Source organism: Streptomyces sp. NPDC058284 (assembly GCF_042881135.1).
Lineage (GTDB): Bacteria > Actinomycetota > Actinomycetes > Streptomycetales > Streptomycetaceae > Streptomyces.
Genome location: NZ_JBHVYE010000003.1, coordinates 278754 through 299448, shown reverse-complemented (window position 1 = coordinate 299448; position 20695 = coordinate 278754). Strand labels below are relative to the sequence as shown.

The window sequence follows — 20695 nt, the reverse complement described above, 5'->3', positions numbered from 1 at the left end:
AGGAGATTGGGCGCATAACCGGCCAGGATCGAACACGTCCATCGCCGGACAAGTCGTCCGGGCTCCCGGGCGGTGCCCGTGGGACGGCGGGCGAATCGCGTGCACCGCCCCGAGTCGAGTAGCGTTGCGCCCCATGCGTCTCGTCATTGCCCGATGCTCCGTGGACTACGCGGGCCGGCTCACCGCCCATCTCCCCTCGGCCCCCCGCCTGATCCTCGTGAAGGCGGACGGCAGCGTCTCCATCCACGCGGACGACAGGGCCTACAAACCGCTCAACTGGATGTCTCCGCCCTGCACCTTGAAGGAAGGGACAGGTGATGACGCCGGTGTGTGGACCGTCGTGAACAAGGGGGGCGAGAAGCTCATCATCACGATGGAGGAGATCCTGCACGACTCCTCGCACGAACTGGGCGTGGACCCCGGCCTCATCAAGGACGGCGTGGAAGCGCATCTCCAGGAGCTGCTCGCCGACCGGATCGAGACGCTCGGCGAGGGATACTCACTCATTCGTCGCGAGTACATGACGGCGATCGGCCCGGTGGACATCCTCTGCCGCGACGCCGACGGGCAGACCGTGGCCGTCGAGATCAAGCGGCGCGGCGAGATCGACGGTGTCGAGCAACTCACCCGCTACCTGGAGCTGTTGAACCGCGACCCGCACCTGGCGCCGGTGAAGGGCATCTTCGCCGCCCAGGAGATCAAGCCGCAGGCCCGCGTGCTGGCCACGGACCGCGGCATCGGCTGCGCCGTCCTTGACTACAACGCGCTGCGCGGCATCGAGGACGACAAGCTGCGGCTGTTCTGACACCGCGTACGCCTGTAGGGGCGTGCGGGAGGGCCGGGTCCTTGGGGACCCGGCCCTCCTCTTTGCGTAGCGGGGCCGCTCAGGACGCCGACGCGCCGCCACCCGACCCGCTCGGGGAGTCCGCCGGGGAGCTCATCGGGCTGTTCGCCGCGCCGGAGTTGTCGGGCGAGGTGGGCGGGTCCTCGGTCACGGGCGGGGTGACCGGCGGGTCCGTGGGCGGGGTGGTCGGCGGGTCCGTCGGCGGCTTGGTGGGCGGGTGCGTCGGGGGCTTGGTCGGCTTCGTCGGGCTGCCCGTGGGCTTGGTGGGCTTGCCGGTCGGCTCGGTCGGCCTGCCCGTGGGCTTCGTCGGCCTGCCCGACGGCGAGGCGCCGGCGCTCGGCCTGCCGGACGGCGTGCCGCCGACGCTCGGCCTCGGGTCGTCGGCGGTGCCGACGACGCCGTCAAGGCCGGGGCCGCCGGGGCGGCTCGTGGAGTCCTTTTGCGGCTTGTCGGCGGTCGGGCCGTCGTCACTGTGGTCCTCCGTCGCGGACTGCTCCGTCTTGACCTTGTCGCCGTCGGGCGAGTCGTCGCCGGACGTGGCGCCGAGCGTGACGACGGTGCCGAGGACGGCGGCGAGCAGGGCGCCCGCGCCCGCCGCGATGAGGTTGCGCCGGGTGCCGCTGATGATGGAGCGGCGGCTCGGCGCGGGTCCCGCACCGGCGACGGTGGGCGCCACCCTGCTGGTGACCAGCGTGTCCGGCTCGGCGGGCGGTGCGGGCAGCGCGAAGGCGGCGGGGACGCCGCCCGGGGGCGAGGCGGATTCCTCGTGGCGGGCGTCGGGCAGCTCCTCGCCCACGGTGGCCCCGGCGAGGACCGGGGTGCCGCCGGAGCGGTCGTCGACCAGCGCGAGGGCCCGGCGGCCGGAGATCATGCCGCGCTTGTCGGCCAGCACGCCGCGCAGCCCGACGGAGGCCTCCAGCTCGGCGCGGGCCCGGTCGAGCTGCCCGCCGCAGAGCGCGAGGATGCCCAGCTCGTGGTGGAAGTACGCCTCTTCGGCGACCTCGCCCGCGTTGCGCGCCGCTTCCTGGCCGGAGCGCAGGGCGCGCTCCCAGGCGGCCCAGTCGAGCCCGCCGGCGAAGGCGGGCGCGGCGGTGCGGGCGAGCAGGACGGCCGCGCCGCTCTCCGTGGCGACCAGGGCGGTGAGCGCGGCCTGCACGGCGTCGGCCTCGGCGACGACGCGCTCGGGGGTGACGGAGGGGTGTCCGGCCCACCAGGCGTAGTGCTGGGCGGCGGACAGGGCGTGCCCGGCCGCGTCGTCGGCGTACCCGACGCTCTCCAGTTGCGTACGCACCCCGGCGGCGAGGCGGTAGTGCGCGCCGACCGGGGTGACCAGGGCGCAGCCGACGAGTTCGGCGAGGGCCGCGTCGGCGTGGGTGTCGCCCACCAGGGCGGGCAGGTGGGCCTGGTGGGGCAGCTCGCCGCCGAGGGCGACGGCGAACGTCAGGGTGGCGCGGGCGGACGGGCTGAGGCGCGCGGCGAGCAGGGCCGCGGGCGCGGCGCCGTCGGCGAGCGAGGGCAGCGGTACGTCCGGTACGTCGTCGGGGTCGAAGGGCGCGTCGGCGGGGGTGTCGCCCGGGGTGTCGGCGACGTAGCCGTGCTCCTCGAAGGCGTGCGGGTCGGCGCGGAGTTGGTCGCGCTGCCGGAGCAGGGCGCCGGCCTGCACGAAGCGCAGCGGCAGCCCCTCGGACTCGAACCACAGGTCGCCCGCCCAGTCGGCCTCCTCGTCGTCGAGGACCCGGCCGACGGCGCGTTCCAGGAGTTCGAGGCCGCCGCCCCTGCTGAGTCCGCCGAGGAAGACCTCTTCGAGCTGGGAGTCGGCGGAGGGGGCCGCGACGTCGGGTGTCGCGGCGACGAGGAAGGCGCACTCGGGGGTCGCGTCGAGCAGTTCGTCGAGTGCGGCGCCGCCGAACTCCAGGTCGTCGAGGACGACGACCGCGCCGATGTCGTGGACGAGGTCGAGCAGCAGGGCGCGCTCGGGCCGGTGGAGCGCGCCCTTGTAGACGGCGGCGGCGAGGTCGTGGAGCAGTTCCCCGGGCGTCCTGCGGTAGCCGCAGAGGCGGACGACGCCGTCGGGCGCGAGGTCCGCGCAGTCCTCGGCGACGGCGTCGAGGAGCGCCGTGCGTCCCGATCCGGCGGGTCCGGTGAGCCGGACGGAGCGGCCGCGCGCGAGGAGGCGTACGAGGCGTTCGCGCTCCTCCTGGCGCTCCAGGAGCGGCAGCCGCGGCAGTGCGGGGCCGGGCGGCACGGGTGGCATGGCGGCCCGGCGCAGTTCGGCGCGTTCGGCCGCGGTCCGTTTGGCGGGCCGCTCGGGGCGCTCCCCCGGCGGGCAGGGTTCGATCTCGCTGCCGTCGACGGGGTTGACGGTGAGCAGGAAGTCGCCGGAGACGAGCTGGACGGTGCGTGCCGGTGTGGGTGCCGGCTGGCCGAAGTCGGGTGTCGCGGGCTGGCGCGGCGGCTGCCCGGGGCGTGCCTGTTCGTCGTCGTCCATGCCGTCGTGGCCGTACTCTTCGGGTCGCCGGTTCATCGGGTCCATGGTCCTAGCCCCCCAGATGCGTGGTGTGCAGAGCCCCCTCCGGCCTTCGTGCACACTGCGCTGTCGCTTCTGGTCCGGTGCCCCCGTGCGGGTTCGTATATCGGTGGGCGACCGAACCCTAGACCTTCGCTCAGTATCTCCGGGAGGGCGGGGTAGCGCCCCGTCCGAGACGTCACAGGTTCGTGAGGATTGTGCGTTCTCCGTGCGCTCTCAGTCGTTCCGCACGGTGATGTTCAGACTCTGGGGAGTGATTCGACTCCGATGCCGCCCTCGATGGCGAGGATGCGGTGCAGCCGGGTCGCCACGAGGAGGCGCTGCATCTGGGGCGGCACGTGGCGCAGGACGAGTCTGCGTCCGCAGCGTCCCGCGCGGCGGTGCGCGCCCATGATGACGCCGAGTCCCGTGGCGTCCCACGAGTCGAGTTCTGACAGGTCGAGCACCAGGTCGCCGGCGCCGTCGTCGACGGCCGAGTGCAGGACCGTGCGGGCGTCCGCCGCGCTGCGTACGTCGAGGCGTCCCCCGACGACCAGCTGGGCCTGGTCGCCCCTGATGTGCATATGCGCTCCCCGAGAGTGCTGTGTCTGCTGTGACGCCCGATACGTAGGGCGTCTGCGTATGTCACTGCAACTGACTGCCGCTTGGGCGAGGAAGTTGCCGTCTGTAAGCGAACCGATACCGAATTCACTCCGAGGGGTGACCCGCCGGGCGCCGAAGCGTCCGACGGGGCGTCAGACGGCGTACGTCAGTGCTGGTTCAGTGCTTGTAGAACCCCTGCCCGCTCTTGCGCCCGATGTCACCGGCGTCAACCATCCGGCGCATCAGCTCCGGCGGCGCGAACTTCTCGTCCTGGGACTCGGTGTAGATGTTCTCCGTGGCGTGCAGCAGGATGTCGACGCCGGTCAGGTCGGCGGTGGCGAGCGGTCCCATGGCGTGGCCGAAGCCGAGCTTGCAGGCGATGTCGATGTCCTCGGCGGTGGCGACGCCCGACTCGTGGAGCTTCGCCGCCTCGACGACGAGCGCGGAGATCAGACGGGTCGTCACGAAGCCGGCGACGTCGCGGTTGACGACGATGCAGGTCTTGCCGACGGACTCGGCGAACTCACGCGTGCGGGCGAGGGTTTCGTCGCTGGTCTTGTAGCCGCGCACCAGCTCGCAGAGCTGCATCATCGGGACCGGCGAGAAGAAGTGGGCGCCGACGACGCGCTCCGGGCGCTCCGTGACGGCCGCGATCTTGGTGATCGGAATGGCGGAGGTGTTGGAGGCGAGTACGGCGTCGTCGCGCACGAGCTTGTCGAGTGCGCGGAAGATCTCGTGCTTGATCTCCAGCTTCTCGAAGACGGCCTCGACGACGATGTCCGCGTCGGCGACGGCGTCCAGGTCGGTGGTGGTCGTGATGCGCGCGAGCGCTGCCTCGGCGTCGTCGGCGGCGAGCTTGCCCTTGCTCACGAACTTGTCGTACGACGCCTTGATGCCGTCGGTGCCCCGGGTCAGTGCCTCGTCGGTGACGTCGCGCAGGACGACGTCCCAGCCCGCCTGGGCGGAGACCTGAGCGATACCGGACCCCATGAGTCCGGCTCCGATGACGGCGAGCTTCCGTGCCACTGTTCCGACTCCCCTACCGCTTGTCACGCTTGGCGTGCACGCTGTTCACGTATGCCTCTCCGGCGCACGTTAGCGTTCGTGAGGCCGCCTGTGACCCTGAAGAGATGCGCGTCACGTCTCAAATGACGGACATCACACTGATACGTGCCGTCCGGCGGCCCGAGCGTGTCGTCCGGCGGTGCGCCGCGTGTCATCCGGCGGCGCGCCGCGCGTAGTTGAGGACCTTTCCGCTCAGCAGCTCCGCCATCTCGTCGAGCAGTCCCAGCGCTTCACGGGAGACCTCGGCGGGCTCGCGGCGCCTGGACATCTCCTCGCCGATCCAGGCCATGAGCGTGCTGTGCACCCAGGAGAGCTGACCCGCGACGAGGCCGGGCAGCGGGTCGCCCCCGGCCGCCCCGGCCTCCTCGGCGAGGGTCGTCGTGAGCCGGTCGAGGGCTTCCTGCTGGATCGCCCAGAGCCGGGAGCGCAGCGCGTGCGCCTCGGTGATGACCTTCATGAAGTCGGCCCAGCCGGGGAAGAGCCCGATGGTCGGCGAGACGGCCTCCACGTCGGCGTACAGCTCGCGCAGGACGGCTTCGGCGGCGGACTCCCCCGTGCGGCGCCCGCGCACGTAGCGGGGGAGGCGGTCGATCACGTCGCCGCCCCGGTCGAGGAAGAGGTCCTCCTTCGCCGGGAAGTAGTTGTAGACGGTGTTGACGGAGACGTCGGCGGCGTCGGCGATCTCCGCGATGGTCACGGCGTTGAAGCCGTGCTTCAGGAAGAGCCCGGTCGCGATGTCCGAGATCCGCTGCTTCGTCTGCCGCTTCTTGCGCTCTCTGAGCCCTTCAGCCATGCCTTCATCGTAGACATCCTTGGCCCCCCTCAAACTTTGGGCCTCATGAAATTTTGGTGGCGTTGCAAAAATTCATGGACTCTGTTTTTGTTGTCGCCATGGCAATCATCAGCACCACCGGGCTCGCCCGGACCTTCCAGACCAAGGACGGCCCCGTGGAGGCCGTGCGCGGCATCGACCTGCGCGTCGAGCCCGGCGAGATCCTCGGCTTCCTCGGGCCGAACGGCGCGGGCAAGACCACCACGCTGCGCATGCTGACTACGCTGCTCCCGCCCACCGGCGGCGCCGCCACCGTCGCGGGCTGCGACCTGGCCGGGGACCCCGCAGGCGTCCGGAACAAGATCGGGTACGTCGCCCAGTCCGGCGGCGTCGACCTGAGCATCCGTGTCCGCGAGGAACTGATCACCCAGGGCAGGCTCTACCGCCTGACGAAGCGACAGGCGGCCGACCGGGCCGAGGAACTGGCGCGCGACCTCGGTCTGACCGAGCTGATGGAGCGCCCCTGCGCCGCACTCTCCGGCGGCCAGCGCAGACGGCTCGACATCGCCATGGGGCTCACCCACCGGCCCGAGGTGCTCTTCCTCGACGAGCCGACCACCGGCCTCGACCCGGGCAGCCGGGCCGACCTGTGGCGGCTCGTGCGGCGGCTGCGCGACGAGTACGGCACGACGGTCTTCCTCACCACCCACTACCTCGACGAGGCCGACGCGCTCTCCGACCGCCTGATCGTCGTGGACCGGGGCGTCGTGGTCGCCGAGGGCACCCCGAGCGCGCTCAAGCTCCGGTACGGCGGCTCCATCGATGCCACGCTCCAGGACACCTTCCTCGCCATCACCGGGCGCGCCGTCGCACCCAGGGACACCGCCCCCGTCGCCGTCTGACCCTCCACGATCAGGACCCCGCCATGCACGCACTGCTCTCCGACACCGCGCTGATCTTCGGCCGGTACGCCCGGCAGACCCTCCGCTCCAAGTTCCAGATCCTCTTCGGCGTCCTCACGCCCCTGCTCTACCTGCTCTTCTTCGGACCGCTGCTCACCGATCTGCCGCTCGGCTCGCGCGGCGACTCCTGGCAGGTGCTCGTACCGGGCCTGCTGCTCCAACTCGGCCTGTTCGGCGCCACGTTCAGCGGCTTCGCGCTCATCATCGAGAAGCAGTCCGGCGTGGTGGAGCGGCTGCGCGTGACACCCGTCAGCCGTCTCGCGCTGCTCCTCGGCCGGATCCTGCGCGACGCCGCGCTCTTCGTCTTCCAGGCGGTGCTGCTCGTGCTCGCCGCGCTCGTGATGGGGCTCAGGGCGCCGCTCACCGGCGTCCTCATCGGCTTCGCGTTCGTGGCGCTGCTCACCGCGGGGCTCGCCTCCCTCTCGTACGCGCTGGCCATGAAGGTCGGCAAGCCGCACGAGTTCGGCCCGGCGGTGAACGCGGTGAGCATGCCCTCGATGCTGCTCTCGGGGCTGATGCTGCCGATGGCGCTCGCGCCCGCCTGGCTGGACGTGCTCTCCCACTTCATGCCGTTCCGCTACCTGGTCGACGCGGTACGGGCTGCGTACGTCGGCGAGTACGCGACCACGACCATGCTGTACGGCGTCCTGATGGCGCTCGGCTTCGTGTTGCTGTCCGTGACGGTGGGCACACGTGTCTACAAGAAGGCCGGAGCGTAACTACGCTGGCCCCATGGTGAATCTGACGCGCATCTACACCAGGACCGGCGACCAGGGGACGACGGCCCTCGGGGACATGAGCCGCACCGCCAAGACCGATCTGCGGATCTCGGCGTACGCCGACGCCAACGAGGCCAACGCGGCCATCGGCACGGCGATCGCGCTCGGGCAGCTCGACGCGGAGGTCGTCAAGGTCCTGGTCCGGGTCCAGAACGACCTCTTCGACGTGGGCGCCGACCTCTCCACGCCCGTCGTCGAGGACCCCAAGTACCCGCCGCTGCGCGTCGAGCAGTCCTACATCGACAAGCTGGAGGCGGACTGCGACCGCTTCCTCGACGAGCTGGAGAAGCTGCGCAGCTTCATCCTGCCGGGCGGCACGCCGGGGGCCGCGCTGCTGCACCAGGCGTGCACGGTCGTGCGGCGGGCCGAGCGCGCGACGTGGGCGGCGTTCGAGGTCCACGGAGAGGTCATGAACCCGCTGACGGCCACCTACCTCAACCGCCTCTCCGACCTGCTCTTCATCCTGGCCCGCACGGCGAACAAGGCGGTCGGGGACGTGCTGTGGGTGCCGGGCGGGGAGCGGTAGCCGTACGGCGCTCACCGCTTGCTCAGGTAGCCCGGACGCTCCTCGTCGTCCCGCACCGCCGGCGCCTTCTTCGGGAAGACGGTGTACGACACCGCGATGATCAGGTTGATGCCGATCACCCAGAGCATCCGCTGCTGCCAGCCGCGCAGTGAGCTCGTCCCGCCGTCCGGGCCCACGTACCAGACCGCGCCCTGCAGCAGCGCCATGGCGATCAGCGCGGCGAGCACCCAGCGGGCGGCGATCTTCCACTCGTGGACCGCGCGGGCGGTGCCGTACTTCGGGGTGCTCGGCGCCGGGCCGCCCGCGAACCGGTGGGCGACGCGGACGTCCACCCACTTGACCGTGTAGTGGCCGAGGGCGACGGAGTAGCCGATGTAGACGGCGGCCAGGCCGTGCTTCCAGTCCGGCTCGGCGCCGTTCTTCAGGTCGACCGCGGTGACGGCGAAGAGCACGACTTCGAGCAGCGGTTCGCACAGCAGCACGGCGACGCTCGCCCTCGGCATCTTCGCCCAGTAGCGAAGGGCGATCCCCGCGGCGAGCAGCACCCAGAAGCCGACCTCGCAGATGATGATCAATGTGACGATCACGGCTCGTTCCTCCAGGTCGCTCCGCCGGTCATGTCTCAAGGCTCCCGCCCGGACGGCCGCCGTTCGTCGTCGCCAGTGACGAAGTGGGACTGCATCCTTCGATGTAGCGGGCGGTTCCTCCCTCCGGAGCAGGCACGGGCCCGGCGCGCCGTGTTGGATGGACACATGGCCCCGACCCTCCCCCGCCCGCAACGCGTCGACGTACAGATCGCCGTGGGCAGCCTGCTGTGCGGGCTCGTGCTGTGGGCACTGGGAGTGAACGCCCAGAACGACCGGCCGCTGAGCGGCCATTGGGCGCTGGTACCCCTCCTCCTCCTGGCCGGACTCGAACTGCTGCGGAGCAGCAGACCCCAGTTCGCCCTGGTCATCGCCACCCTCGCGCTGGTGGCCGACCAGTTCACGATGGGCAACCTCGCGTCGGTCCTGATGTTCACGGACATCATGTACGCGGCCGTTGTCTACGGGACGCCGGCCGCCGCCCGGCGCATCCCGATCACCACGGGCCTCATCACGGTGGCCCTGACCGTCGTCTTCCTCGCCTGGTGGCGGGACCCGCAGGCCGTCCTCCTCGGCGTGGCGGCCGGCGTCGTGGCCTTCACCCCGGCCGCCACCGGCGCGCTGGTGCGCAACCACCGCGAGGCGACCGCCGCGGCGAAGCTGCGGGCCGAACAGACCGCGCTGCTCGCCGAGATGGACCGCACCCAGGCCGTCTCCGCCGAGCGCGCCCGGATGGCCCGCGAACTGCACGACATGATCGCCAACCACCTCTCGGCGATCGCCATCCACTCCACGGCCGCCCTCTCCCTGGACGAGCCGGCGACGAGCAGGCAGGCCCTGGCCGTCATCCGCGAGAACAGCGTCGAGGGCCTCGCCGAGATGCGCCGCCTCATCGGCATCCTGCGCGACCAGAGCGGCGACCTGGAACCCGCCGCCGCGCCCACCCTGGACGGCCTGGCCGCCCTGCTCGCGAACGCCCGCAGGGACGGCCTCGACGTGACGCTCGACGACGCCCGCACCGCGGAAGGCCCGAAGCTGCCCACGCCGGTGGAGCTCGCGGCGTACCGCATCGTGCAGGAGTCCCTGACGAACGCCCTCAAACACGCATCGCCGGGCCGCGTCACCGTCTCCCTCGCCCAGCGGCCCCACGCCCTGACAGTGCGGGTGACCAGCCCGTACGGTGATCCGGCCGGGCCCCGTGCGCCCGGCTCGGGAGCCGGTCTCGTCGGCATGCGCGAGCGCACCGAACTGCTCGGCGGCACCTTCGCGTCGGGTCCCGAGGCGAGCCCCGACGGCAAGGTCTGGATCGTCTTCGCGACCCTGCCCGTAGACCCCGCAGACGAAGGAGCCAAGGAATGATCCGGGTGCTAGTCGCCGAGGACCAGTCAGCCGTGCGCTCGGGACTCGTCCTGATCCTGCGCAGCGCGTCCGGCATCGAGGTCGTCGGTGAGGCGGCGGACGGCGAGGAGGCCGTCGCGCTCGCCCGTGAACTGCGCCCCGACCTGGTCCTGATGGACGTGCAGATGCCGCGCCTCGACGGGGTCTCCGCGACGCGTCAGGTCGTCGCCGAGGGGCTCGCGGACGTCCTGGTCCTGACCACCTTCGACCTCGACGAGTACGTGTTCGGGGCGCTGCGCGCGGGCGCGTCCGGGTTCCTCCTGAAGAACACCGAGGCGAAGGACCTCATCGAGGCCGTCCGCACGGTCGCGCGCGGCGAGGGCCTGATCGCGCCTGCCGTCACCCGCCGTCTGATCGCCGAGTTCGCCGCCCCTTCGAGGGCCGTACGCGGCGAGAACGCTCCGGATCCCGCGATCCTCGACGGCCTCACCCGGCGCGAGCGCGAGGTGCTCTCCTGCATCGGCGAAGGCCTGTCGAACGCGGAGATCGCCACCCGGCTCACCATGGCGGAGGCGACGGTGAAGACGCACGTCAGCCGGATGCTGGGCAAGCTGGAGCTGCGCAGCCGGGTACAAGCCGCCGTCCTCGCGCAGGAGTTGGGCGTCTGATCCGGACAGCGGGCACAAGCGGTCCTTCGCGGCCCGGCTAATGGTTCAGACCTCTTGACCGCTGGTCCAGACCTTTCTATTCTCACCGCACTGCGGTGAGCACTCCCCCACGTGTCCACGTGCTCACGGGCGGCGCAGGGTCCCAACCCCGTAGACCCCCGGAAACGAGGAGCACCTCGTGCGCTTCACAGACAGCGACACACGCCCGAGACTCAGAGGCAGACACAAAGCCGTGGCGGGTTTCACCACTCTGCTGCTGCCCCTTGCCACCCTGGTCGCCCTCGGCGGCTCAGCCGAGGCGGCCCCCGACGCCGCCCCCGAGGCCACCGCCACGTACGCCAAGACCCAGGACTGGGGCAGCGGCTTCGAGGGCAAGTGGACGATCCGGAACACCGGCACCACCAGCATCAGCTCGTGGAACGTCGCCTGGGACTTCCCCTCCGACACCAAGGTGACCTCGGCCTGGGACGCCACCGTCACCAACTCCGGCAACCGCTGGACCGCCAAGAACCTCGGCTGGAACGGGACGCTCGCCCCCGGCGCCTCGGTCTCCTTCGGCTTCAACGGCAGCGGTTCCGGCGCCCCCGCCAAGTGCGAGCTGAACGGCGCGAGCTGCGACGGCGGCAGCGTCCCCGGCGACAACCCGCCGAGCGCCCCCGGCGCGCCGACCGCCTCCGGCATCACCGACACCTCGGTCAAGCTCGACTGGAAGGCCGCCACCGACGACAAGGGCGTCAAGAACTACGACGTCCTGCGCGACGGCGCCAAGGTCGCCACGGTCACCGGCACCTCGTACGGCGACACCGGCCTGACCGCCGGCACCGACTACTCGTACACCGTCCAGGCCCGCGACACCGCCGACCAGACGGGACCCGCGAGCGCGGCCGTCAAGGTCCACACCACGGGCGGCGGCGGTGACCCGGGCCCCGGCCCCGGCGACAAGGTCAAGCTCGGCTACTTCACCGAGTGGGGCGTCTACGGCCGGAACTACCACGCGAAGAACATCGCGTCCTCCGGCTCGGCCGCCAAGATCACCCACATCAACTACAGCTTCGGCAACGTCCAGGGCGGCAAGTGCACCATGGGCGACTCCTACGCGGCGATCGACAAGGCCTACACCGCCGACCAGAGCGTCGACGGTGTCGCCGACACCTGGGACCAGCCCCTGCGCGGCAACTTCAACCAGCTGCGCAAGCTCAAGGCCAAGTACCCCAACGTCAAGATCCTCTGGTCCTTCGGCGGCTGGACCTGGTCCGGCGGCTTCACCGACGCCATGAAGAACCCGGCGGCCTTCGCCAAGTCCTGCCACGACCTGGTCGAGGACCCGCGCTGGGCCGACATCTTCGACGGCATCGACCTGGACTGGGAGTACCCCAACGCCTGCGGCCTCTCCTGCGACACCAGCGGCCCGGCCGTCTTCAAGAACATGATGCAGGCGTTCCGCAACGAGTTCGGCGCCAACAACCTCGTCACGGCCGCCATCTCCGCCGACGGCTCCGAGGGCGGCAAGCTGGACGCCGCCGACTACGGCGGTGCCTCGCAGTACGCCGACTGGTACAACGTCATGACGTACGACTTCTTCGGCGCCTGGGACGCCAAGGGCCCGACGGCTCCGCACTCCCCGCTCACGGCCTACCCGGGCATCCCGAAGGACGGCTTCAACTCCGCGGCGGCCATCGCCAAGCTGAAGGCCAAGGGCGTCCCCTCGGCCAAGCTCCTGCTCGGCATCGGCTTCTACGGCCGCGGGTGGACCGGCGTCACGCAGAAGGAGCCGGGCGGCACGGCGACGGGGGCCGCGCCCGGCACGTACGAGGCGGGCATCGAGGACTACAAGGTCCTCAAGAACTCCTGTCCCTCGAACGGGACGATCGCCGGCACTGCCTATGCCCACTGCGGCACGAACTGGTGGTCCTACGACACGCCCGCGACCGTCCGCGCGAAGATGACGTGGGCCAAGCAGCAGGGGCTCGGCGGGGCGTTCTTCTGGGAGTTCAGCGGTGACACGGCCAACGGGGAGTTGGTGACTGCAATCAACGACGGCCTGAAGTAGTACGCGCCGTCCCCCAGAACGAAGCCGGGAAGACAAGATCGCCCCTTGTCTTCCCGGCTTCTCATGTTTCGCGGCTCCGGGTCATTCGTGGCTGGTCGCGCCCACGCGGCGGAGCCGCAAATGTCAGAGCCCCGCGCCCCTGGGGAGATACTGCGGCTAGGCCACATTCACCCTCTGGCCCGGCGGCGCCGCCTCCAGCCATGCCAGGAAACCCGTCAAGGCGTCCTCGCTCATCGCCAGCTCCAGGCGGGAGCCGCGGTGGAGGCAGCCGAGGACGATCGCGTCGGAGAGCAGGGCCAGCTCCTCCTCGCCGTCCGGTGCCCGGCGGTCGACGACCTCGATGGCGGAGCGTTCGAGGACCCGGCGCGGCCGGGGGGCGTAGGAGAAGACGCGGTACCACTCGACCCGGTCGCCGTTGTAGCGGGCCACCCCGTACCCCCAGCCCTTGCCGGAGGTGTCGCCCTTGTCCGGGGCGTTCCAGCGCAGGCTGCAGTCGAAGGTGCCGCCGGAACGCTGGATCAGCCGGCGCCGCAGTCCGAAGACGAAGAGCCCCAACAACACCAGCACGATCAAAGCAAGTCCGCACACGAGCAGAGTGAGGATCATCGGCACCGACCTCCTCGCCTCTACTGTCGGTCGAAGGACCGACAACGGACCAACACATTGCACCCGCATCGCCTCAGCCGCGACCCGGTCCGGAGTCTTCCCGGACCTGGCCGCGGCTGAGTCACGTCAACGCCGACGCGCCGGTTTCAGCGCGACGACACCGCCCGCAGTCGGACGTCGGCACGGCGCTCGGCGGAGGCATCGGCCTCCGACTGCGCGCGCTCCAGCGCCCGCTCCGCACGCTGGACGTCGATCTCGTCGGACAGCTCCGCGATCTCGGCCAGCAGCGACAGCTTGTCGTCCGCGAAGGAGATGAATCCTCCGTGGACCGCGGCGACGATCGTGCCGCCGTCACTCGTACGAATGGTCACCGGGCCCGATTCCAGCACACCGAGCAGCGGCTGGTGACCGGGCATGACGCCGATGTCGCCGGACGTGGTACGCGCGACGACCAGGGTGGCCTCACCGGACCAGACACTGCGGTCCGCTGCGACCAGCTCGACATGCAGCTCAGCAGCCAAGGGTGGCTCCTCGGGTCACCACCCGGCGACTCCGCCGGGTGTTGGGTCAAATTCTAGTGGGCGTACGGGGAGGGGCGGGACACGGCCCCCGCGGGGGTGGGCCCGCCCCTCACCGTCAAGAGCTACGAAGCTCAGGAGACGCCGAGCTCCTTGGCGTTCTTCTTGAGGTCCTCAAGACCACCGCACATGAAGAAGGCCTGCTCGGGGAAGTGGTCGTACTCGCCGTCGCAGATCGCGTTGAACGCCGCGATCGACTCCTCGAGGGACACGTCCGAGCCGTCCACGCCGGTGAACTGCTTGGCGGCGTGCGTGTTCTGCGACAGGAAGCGCTCCACGCGACGGGCCCGGGCGACGACGAGCTTGTCCTCTTCGCTGAGCTCGTCGATACCGAGGATCGCGATGATGTCCTGGAGGTCCTTGTACTTCTGGAGGATCCCCTTGACACGCATGGCGCAGTCGTAGTGGTCCTGCGCGATGTAGCGCGGGTCCAGGATGCGGGACGTGGAGTCCAGCGGGTCCACGGCCGGGTAGATGCCCTTCTCGGAGATCGGACGGGAGAGCACCGTCGTCGCGTCGAGGTGGGCGAACGTGGTGGCCGGGGCCGGGTCGGTCAGGTCGTCCGCGGGGACGTAGATCGCCTGCATCGAGGTGATCGAGTGACCGCGGGTCGACGTGATGCGCTCCTGGAGGAGACCCATCTCGTCGGCCAGGTTCGGCTGGTAGCCCACCGCGGAGGGCATGCGGCCGAGCAGGGTCGAGACCTCGGAACCGGCCTGCGTGAAGCGGAAGATGTTGTCGATGAAGAACAGCACGTCCTGCTTCTGCACATCGCGGAAGTACTCCGCCATGGTCAGACCGGCCAGGGCGACGCGCAGACGCGTGCCCGGCGGCTCGTCCATCTGGCCGAAGACCAGCGCGGTCTTGTCCAGAACGCCGGCTTCCTCCATCTCGACCATGAGGTCGTTGCCCTCACGGGTGCGCTCGCCGACACCGGCGAAGACGGAGACACCGTCGTGCAGCTTGGCCACACGGACGATCATTTCCTGGATCAGAACGGTCTTGCCGACACCGGCACCACCGAACAGACCGATCTTTCCACCCTTGACGTACGGGGTGAGAAGGTCGACGACCTTCAGGCCGGTCTCGAACATCTCGGTCTTGGACTCGAGCTGGTCGAAGGCCGGGGCCTTGCGGTGGATCGTCCAGCGCTCGGCGTCCGCGACCGTGGACGGGTCGTCGTTCAGGACCTCGCCGAGGGTGTTGAACACCCGGCCCTTGGTCACGTCGCCGACCGGCACCGAGATGCCCTTGCCGGTGTTGGTGACGGGCGCCTGGCGGACCAGGCCGTCGGTGGGCTGCATCGAGATCGCGCGGACCACGCCGTCACCCAGGTGCTGGGCGACCTCGAGGGTCAGCGTCTTGCGGGCGCCCTCGGTCGACGGGTCGTCGACCTCGACGTGCAGGGCGTTGTAGATCTCCGGCATCGCGTCGACGGGGAACTCCACGTCGACGACCGGGCCGATCACCCGGGCGACGCGGCCCGTGGCAACGGCCGTCTCAACAGTGGTCGTCATTACTTGTCACTCCCCGCGGTCGCGTCGGCCAGCGCTGCTGTGCCGCCGACGATCTCGCTGATTTCCTGGGTGATTTCGGCCTGGCGGGCCGCGTTGGCAAGCCGGGAGAGGCTGTTGATCAGATCCCCGGCGTTGTCGGTGGCCGACTTCATCGCGCGGCGCGTGGCGGCGTGCTTGGAGGCAGCCGACTGGAGCATCGCGTTGTAGATACGGCTCTCGACGTAGCGCGGCAGCAGGGCGTCGAGGACGTCCTCCGCCGACGGCTCGAAGTCGTACAGCGGAAGGATCTCGTCCTTGGTGGACTTCGACTCCTCCGCGACCTCTTCGAGGCTGAGCGGCAGCAGGCGGCCGTCGATGGCCGTCTGCGTCATCATCGAGACGAACTCGGTGTAGACGATGTGGAGTTCATCCACGCCGCCGTCCGCCGTCTCCTTCTCGATCGCCTCGATCAGCGGCACCGCGACCTTCTTGGCATCCGCGTACGTGGGCTCGTCGGTGAAGCCCGACCACGACTCCACGACCTTGCGCTCGCGGAAGTTGTAGTGGGCCAGACCACGGCGGCCGACGATGTACGTGTCGACCTCCTTGCCCTCGGCCTCCAGGCGCGCGGTCAGCTGCTCCGCGGCCTTGATGGCGTTCGAGTTGAAGGCACCGGCCAGTCCGCGGTCGCTCGTGAGGAGCAGCACCGCGGAACGGGTCGCCGTCTCCGCCTCGGTCGTCAGCGGGTGCTTCGTGTTCGAGCCAGTGCCGACCGCCGTGACCGCGCGGGTGAGCTCGGTCGCGTACGGCGTGGAGGCCGCCACCTTGCGCTGCGCCTTGACGACGCGCGAGGCGGCGATCATCTCCATCGCCTTGGTGATCTTCTTGGTCGCGGTGACGGATCGGATGCGACGCTTGTAGACCCGGAGCTGGGCTCCCATGAGTCAGGTCCCTTCCTTACGTCACTTGGCAGCGGCCGGAGCGTCCTCGCCGAGAAGCTTCCCGTCCGAGGTCTCGAACTGCTTCTTGAACTGCGCGATGGCGTCGCCGACGGCCTGCAGGGTGTCGTCCGACATCTTGCCGCCCTCCTTGATGGAGGTCATGAGGCCCTGCTCGTTGCGGTGCAGGTACTCGAGGAGCTCGCGCTCGAAGCGACGGATGTCGCCCACCGGCACCTCGTCCATGCGACCGGTGGTACCGGCCCACACGGAGACGACCTGGTCCTCGGTGGCCATCGGCTCGTACTGCGGCTGCTTGAGCAGCTCGACCATGCGCTGGCCGCGCTCGAGCTGGGCCTTGGACGCGGCGTCCAGGTCGGAACCGAAGGCGGCGAACGCCTCGAGCTCACGGAACTGGGCGAGGTCCACGCGGAGACGACCGGAGACCTGCTTCATCGCCTTGTGCTGCGCGGAACCACCGACTCGGGAGACGGAGATACCGACGTTCAGCGCGGGGCGCTGACCGGCGTTGAAGAGGTCCGACTCCAGGAAGCACTGGCCGTCGGTGATGGAGATGACGTTGGTCGGGATGAACGCCGACACGTCGTTCGCCTTGGTCTCGACGATCGGCAGACCCGTCATCGAACCCTTGCCCAGCTCGTCCGAGAGCTTCGCGCAGCGCTCGAGGAGACGCGAGTGCAGGTAGAAGACGTCACCCGGGTAGGCCTCGCGCCCCGGCGGGCGGCGGAGCAGCAGGGACACGGCGCGGTAGGCGTCGGCCTGCTTCGAGAGGTCGTCGAAGATGATGAGGACGTGCTTGCCCTCGTACATCCACTGCTGGCCGATGGCCGAGCCGGTGTACGGCGCCAGGTACTTGAAGCCGGCCGGGTCGGACGCCGGGGCGGCGACGATGGTCGTGTACTCCAGCGCACCGGCCTCTTCGAGCGCACCACGCACGGAGGCGATGGTGGAACCCTTCTGGCCGATGGCGACGTAGATGCAGCGCACCTGCTTGTTCACGTCGCCCGAGCGCCAGTTGTCGCGCTGGTTGATGATCGTGTCGACGGCCAGGGCGGTCTTGCCGGTCTGGCGGTCACCAATGATCAGCTGACGCTGGCCACGGCCGATCGGGGTCATCGCGTCGACGGCCTTGTAGCCGGTCTCCATCGGCTCGTGCACCGACTTGCGCTGCATGACCGTGGGGGCCTGCAGCTCGAGGGCGCGACGTCCGCTGGTCTCGATCTCGCCGAGGCCGTCGATCGGGGTGCCGAGCGGGTCGACGACGCGGCCGAGGTAGCCCTCGCCCACGGCGACGGAGAGCACCTCACCGGTGCGCTGCACCGGCTGGCCCTCCTCGATACCGCTGAACTCGCCGAGGACGACGGCGCCGATCTCGCGCTCTTCCAGGTTCAGCGCGAGGCCGAGGGTGCCGTCCTCGAACTTCAGCAGCTCGTTCGCCATCGCCGAGGGAAGACCCTCGACCTTGGCAATACCGTCGCCGGCGACGGTGACCGTACCGACCTCCTCGCGCGAGGCCGCGTCCGGCTTGTACGCCTGGACAAAGTTCTCCAGCGCGTCCCGGATCTCCTCCGGCCGGATCGTGAGCTCCGCCATCTGGGTTCCCTGCTCTCCTTGTTGGGCCCGAAGTTTCTTTGGGGGGATGGGGACTCCCCCCAAGAAAGAGGTGAATCCTCTGCACGGCCCAACTAGGGCCGTAGGTCATGCTTGTTGAATTACTGCCCGGCCACGCGGCGGCCGGCTTCCGCGATACGGTCCGCGACGCTGCCGTTGATGACCTCGTCGCCCACCTGGACCGTGATCCCGCCGAGGACCGCGGGGTCCACGTCGAGGTTGAGGTGCATCGGGCGTCCGTACACCTTGGCCAGGACGGCGCCGAGACGCTCCTTCTGCCGGTCCGAGAGCGGAACGGCGGAAGTGACGACGGCGACCATGCGGTTGCGGCGGTCCGCGGCGAGCTTGGAGAGGGACTCGAGTCCCTCTTCCAGGCTACGTCCACGCGGCGCGGTCACCAGGCGCTCGATCAGCCGCTCCGTGACGTCTTCCGCGCGACCGCCGAGCAGGCTGCGCAGCAGCTCGCTCTTGGCCGCACCGGTCGCGGCGCGGTCGGTGAGCGCGGACCGGAGCTCGGTGCTCGACGAGACGATCCGGCCGAACCGGAAGAGCTCGTCCTCGACGTTGTCCAGTGCGCCGGTCTTCTGCGCGCCGGTCAGGTCGGCGAGGTTGGCGAGCTCCTCGATGGCGTCCACCAGGTCGCGCGACGACGACCAGCGCGAGCGCACCATGCCGGCGACCAGGTCGGCGGCCTCGCCGCCCACCTGCCCGGACAGCAGGCGTCCCGCAAGATCGGCCTTGGCCTCACCGGACTGCGCCGGGTCGGTCAGGACCCGACGCAGCGAGACCTCGCGGCCGAGCAGCGCCGTGACGGCGGCCAGCTCGTCCGCGAGCTGCTTCGCGTCGACCGAGGTGCTGTCCGTCAGCGCGTCGAGACGCTCGCGCGCGGCGGCCAGAGCCTCGCGGCTCGCTCCGTGCGCTGTCATCGAGCGGCCTCGGCCTTCTCCTCGAGCTCGTCGAGGAAACGGTCGATCGTGCGGCTCTGCCGGGCGTGGTCCTCGAGGGACTCGCCGACGAGCTTGCCGGCCAGGTCGGTGGCCAGCTGGCCCACGTCCCGACGCAGCGACTGCGCGGCGGCCTTGCGGTCGGCCTCGATCTGCGCGTGACCGGCGGCGACGATCTCCTCGCGCTGACGCTGGCCCTCGGCCCGCATCTCGGCGATGAGCGTGGCGCCCTGCTCCTGCGCCTCCTGGCGCAGACGCGCGGCCTCGTGCCGTGCCTCGGCGAGCTGAGCCTTGTACTGCTCAAGAACGCTCTGGGCCTCGGTCTGAGCGGCCTCGGCCTTCTCGATACCGCCTTCGATCGCCTCCCGGCGCTCTTCCAGAACCTTGTTGATGTTCGGGAGGAGCTTCTTCCAGAAGAAGAAGAAGACGATGGCGAAGGCGATGGCGCCGACGAGCAGCTCGGGGGCCTCCGGGATGAGCGGGTTCTGCTCTTCCTCGGCCGCCAGCTGAACCAGGTTGGCGATCACATCAATGCCTTTCGTCGGAAAGTGTCAGGTAGCTGTTCTTAGCGACCGAACACGAACGGCATAACGATGCCGATGAGGGCGAGCGCCTCACAGAAGGCGAAGCCCAGGATCTGGTTGGCGCGGATCAGACCGGCGGCCTCGGGCTGGCGGGCCAGGGCCTGGGTGCCGTTACCGAAGACGATGCCGACGCCGATGCCGGGGCCGATCGCAGCGAGGCCGTAGCCGATCGAACCGGTGGAGCCGTGCAGGCCCTTCTCGGCGGCGAGGTTGACCATGTCGAGAGCAGCGGACATGCCGTTACTTCCTTCTCTTTCACTGGCCGGTGGGGGTTGGCCACCGGACGCTCTGGGGGCTTGCGGAGGCGGGCTTGCTCAGTGGTGCTCGGCGAGAGCGCCCTGGATGTACGAGCAGGCGAGGAGCACGAAGACGTACGCCTGGACGGCCTGCACGAAAAGCTCGAAGAGGATCATGACCACGGTCATCACGAAGGAGACACCGGCGGCCGGGATCATGTAGCTGTTCAGCAGGTACCAGGAGGCGACGGTGAACATCACCAGCATCAGGTGACCGGCGAACATGTTGGCGAACAGTCGCACTGCGTGCGTGAAGGGACGCACGAGCAGGTTCGAGAAGAGCTCGATGAACGAGACGAGCCACTTGATCGGACCGAGCGAGTTGTCGTAACCGGTGACGTTCTTCCAACCGCCCACGAAGCCATGGCGCTTGAAGGTCAGCGGCAGCCAGATCAGGTAGACGATCAGGGCCAGCACGGCCGGGTAGGCGATGACCGACGAGACCGGGAACTGCGTAAGCGGAACCACGGACCAGATGTTCATGATCCAGATGAAGAAGAACAGCGAGACCATCAGGGGGACGTACTTCTCGCCCTCCTTCTTGCCGAGGGTCTCGTAGACGATCCCGCGTCGTACGAAGTCGTATCCGGCCTCGCCGATCATCTGCAGCTTGCCCGGGACCAGCTTGGCCTTGCCGAACGCCACGTAGAAGAAGGTGATGACGACGAGCGTGGTCAGCAGAGCGAGCAGCATCACCTTGTTGAACTCGAACCCGCCGACGGTGGCAATCGGCTTGAAGAGGAACGAGTGCAGGCCCGGAGCCGGGAAGCCACAGCCGTTGTCGGACATGATCCGACAGCTCCAGTCAAAGGCGAGCTCAGTTTGGTCAGCACTCACCGCGGGCTCCTTCGGCGTGACGCATAGGTACGGCAACCTCGTTGTCGTGTCGGCGCGGCGCGCAGCCGCGGGTCGGCACCGGACTGG

At 69.8% G+C, this 20695-nt stretch carries 21 protein-coding genes; 7 read left to right on the top strand and 14 right to left on the bottom strand.

Annotation, left to right across the window (positions count from 1 at the left end; genetic code table 11):
• Positions 1 to 133: 133 nt before the first annotated feature.
• A complete protein-coding gene (nucS, locus tag ACFVYR_RS07340; protein WP_362364886.1) occupies positions 134 to 805 on the top strand; it encodes an endonuclease NucS in 672 nt (223 codons plus the stop codon).
• Between the two features lie 79 nt (positions 806 to 884).
• Here the strand turns inward: nucS and ACFVYR_RS07335 are convergent, their stop codons facing one another.
• The 4 genes from ACFVYR_RS07335 to ACFVYR_RS07320 all read right to left on the bottom strand — a co-directional run bounded on the left by ACFVYR_RS07335 (position 885) and on the right by ACFVYR_RS07320 (position 5811).
• Positions 885 to 3377, bottom strand: a complete 2493-nt coding sequence (locus ACFVYR_RS07335) for an ATP-binding protein (protein WP_384248907.1) — start codon at positions 3375 to 3377, stop codon at positions 885 to 887.
• Between the two features lie 233 nt (positions 3378 to 3610).
• The gene (locus ACFVYR_RS07330; RefSeq protein WP_055696792.1) at positions 3611 to 3934 is read right to left on the bottom strand and encodes an STAS domain-containing protein; all 324 of its coding nucleotides are present in this window, start codon (positions 3932 to 3934) and stop codon (positions 3611 to 3613) included.
• 196 nt (positions 3935 to 4130) lie between these two features.
• The gene (locus ACFVYR_RS07325; RefSeq protein WP_384248910.1) at positions 4131 to 4979 is read right to left on the bottom strand and encodes a 3-hydroxyacyl-CoA dehydrogenase family protein; all 849 of its coding nucleotides are present in this window, start codon (positions 4977 to 4979) and stop codon (positions 4131 to 4133) included.
• Positions 4980 to 5169: 190 nt separating this feature from the next.
• Complete coding sequence (locus ACFVYR_RS07320; protein ID WP_384248912.1) at positions 5170 to 5811, bottom strand: TetR/AcrR family transcriptional regulator; 642 nt, start codon at positions 5809 to 5811, stop codon at positions 5170 to 5172.
• A 98-nt stretch (positions 5812 to 5909) separates the two neighbouring features.
• On the opposite strand from ACFVYR_RS07320, the gene ACFVYR_RS07315 reads away from it, so the two are divergent.
• Genes ACFVYR_RS07315 through ACFVYR_RS07305 form a run of 3 tightly spaced genes read left to right on the top strand, consistent with a single transcriptional unit; the run spans position 5910 to position 8057 of the window.
• Positions 5910 to 6692, top strand: coding sequence for an ABC transporter ATP-binding protein (locus ACFVYR_RS07315; protein ID WP_384248915.1), 783 nt, complete (start codon positions 5910 to 5912; stop codon positions 6690 to 6692).
• Positions 6693 to 6715: 23 nt separating this feature from the next.
• Positions 6716 to 7471, top strand: a complete 756-nt coding sequence (locus tag ACFVYR_RS07310; protein WP_384248918.1) for an ABC transporter permease — start codon at positions 6716 to 6718, stop codon at positions 7469 to 7471.
• 13 nt (positions 7472 to 7484) lie between these two features.
• Entirely contained in the window at positions 7485 to 8057 is a 573-nt protein-coding gene (locus ACFVYR_RS07305; RefSeq protein WP_384248921.1) for a cob(I)yrinic acid a,c-diamide adenosyltransferase, read from the top strand.
• 11 nt (positions 8058 to 8068) lie between these two features.
• On the opposite strand, the gene ACFVYR_RS07300 is transcribed toward ACFVYR_RS07305, so the two are convergent.
• Positions 8069 to 8644, bottom strand: a complete 576-nt coding sequence (locus ACFVYR_RS07300; protein WP_384248924.1) for a hypothetical protein — start codon at positions 8642 to 8644, stop codon at positions 8069 to 8071.
• 165 nt (positions 8645 to 8809) lie between these two features.
• Between ACFVYR_RS07300 and ACFVYR_RS07295 the strand changes: the two genes are divergently transcribed.
• The 3 genes from ACFVYR_RS07295 (at position 8810) to ACFVYR_RS07285 (ending at position 12697) form a co-directional block, all read left to right on the top strand.
• Positions 8810 to 10000 (top strand): sensor histidine kinase, encoded by a 1191-nt coding sequence (locus tag ACFVYR_RS07295; RefSeq protein ID WP_384248927.1) that lies wholly within the window; start codon positions 8810 to 8812, stop codon positions 9998 to 10000.
• Entirely contained in the window at positions 9997 to 10647 is a 651-nt protein-coding gene (locus ACFVYR_RS07290; RefSeq protein WP_384248929.1) for a response regulator, read from the top strand. The genes ACFVYR_RS07295 and ACFVYR_RS07290 overlap by 4 nt, the downstream gene beginning before the upstream one ends.
• Before the next feature lie 232 nt (positions 10648 to 10879).
• The gene (locus tag ACFVYR_RS07285; RefSeq protein WP_384248932.1) at positions 10880 to 12697 is read left to right on the top strand and encodes a glycosyl hydrolase family 18 protein; all 1818 of its coding nucleotides are present in this window, start codon (positions 10880 to 10882) and stop codon (positions 12695 to 12697) included.
• Between the two features lie 156 nt (positions 12698 to 12853).
• Here ACFVYR_RS07285 and ACFVYR_RS07280 read toward each other — a convergent pair whose 3' ends face one another.
• The 9 genes from ACFVYR_RS07280 to atpB form a co-directional block, all read right to left on the bottom strand.
• Complete coding sequence (locus ACFVYR_RS07280; protein WP_384248935.1) at positions 12854 to 13303, bottom strand: DUF2550 domain-containing protein; 450 nt, start codon at positions 13301 to 13303, stop codon at positions 12854 to 12856.
• A gap of 146 nt (positions 13304 to 13449) precedes the next feature.
• Entirely contained in the window at positions 13450 to 13824 is a 375-nt protein-coding gene (locus ACFVYR_RS07275) for a F0F1 ATP synthase subunit epsilon (protein WP_384248938.1), read from the bottom strand.
• A gap of 131 nt (positions 13825 to 13955) precedes the next feature.
• Positions 13956 to 15398 carry a F0F1 ATP synthase subunit beta gene (gene atpD / locus ACFVYR_RS07270; protein ID WP_384248941.1) on the bottom strand — a complete coding sequence of 481 codons (1443 nt, stop codon included), beginning with the start codon at positions 15396 to 15398 and terminating at the stop codon, positions 13956 to 13958.
• On the bottom strand, positions 15398 to 16318 hold the full coding sequence (locus tag ACFVYR_RS07265; RefSeq protein ID WP_384248944.1) for a F0F1 ATP synthase subunit gamma: 921 nt from the start codon (positions 16316 to 16318) through the stop codon (positions 15398 to 15400). Before ACFVYR_RS07265 ends, atpD begins: the two co-directional genes overlap by 1 nt.
• 21 nt (positions 16319 to 16339) lie before the next feature.
• Entirely contained in the window at positions 16340 to 17929 is a 1590-nt protein-coding gene (gene atpA, locus ACFVYR_RS07260) for a F0F1 ATP synthase subunit alpha (protein ID WP_384248947.1), read from the bottom strand.
• Positions 17930 to 18048: 119 nt separating this feature from the next.
• Positions 18049 to 18873 carry a F0F1 ATP synthase subunit delta gene (locus tag ACFVYR_RS07255; protein WP_384248950.1) on the bottom strand — a complete coding sequence of 275 codons (825 nt, stop codon included), beginning with the start codon at positions 18871 to 18873 and terminating at the stop codon, positions 18049 to 18051.
• Positions 18870 to 19418: a F0F1 ATP synthase subunit B gene (locus ACFVYR_RS07250; RefSeq protein WP_384248953.1), complete on the bottom strand. Its 549-nt coding sequence runs from the start codon at positions 19416 to 19418 to the stop codon at positions 18870 to 18872. The genes ACFVYR_RS07255 and ACFVYR_RS07250 overlap by 4 nt, the downstream gene beginning before the upstream one ends.
• A 38-nt stretch (positions 19419 to 19456) precedes the next feature.
• A complete protein-coding gene (gene atpE / locus ACFVYR_RS07245; protein WP_384248956.1) occupies positions 19457 to 19711 on the bottom strand; it encodes an ATP synthase F0 subunit C in 255 nt (84 codons plus the stop codon).
• Between the two features lie 78 nt (positions 19712 to 19789).
• Positions 19790 to 20560, bottom strand: a complete 771-nt coding sequence (atpB, locus tag ACFVYR_RS07240) for a F0F1 ATP synthase subunit A (RefSeq protein WP_384249544.1) — start codon at positions 20558 to 20560, stop codon at positions 19790 to 19792.
• Between the last annotated feature and the right edge of the window lie 135 nt (positions 20561 to 20695).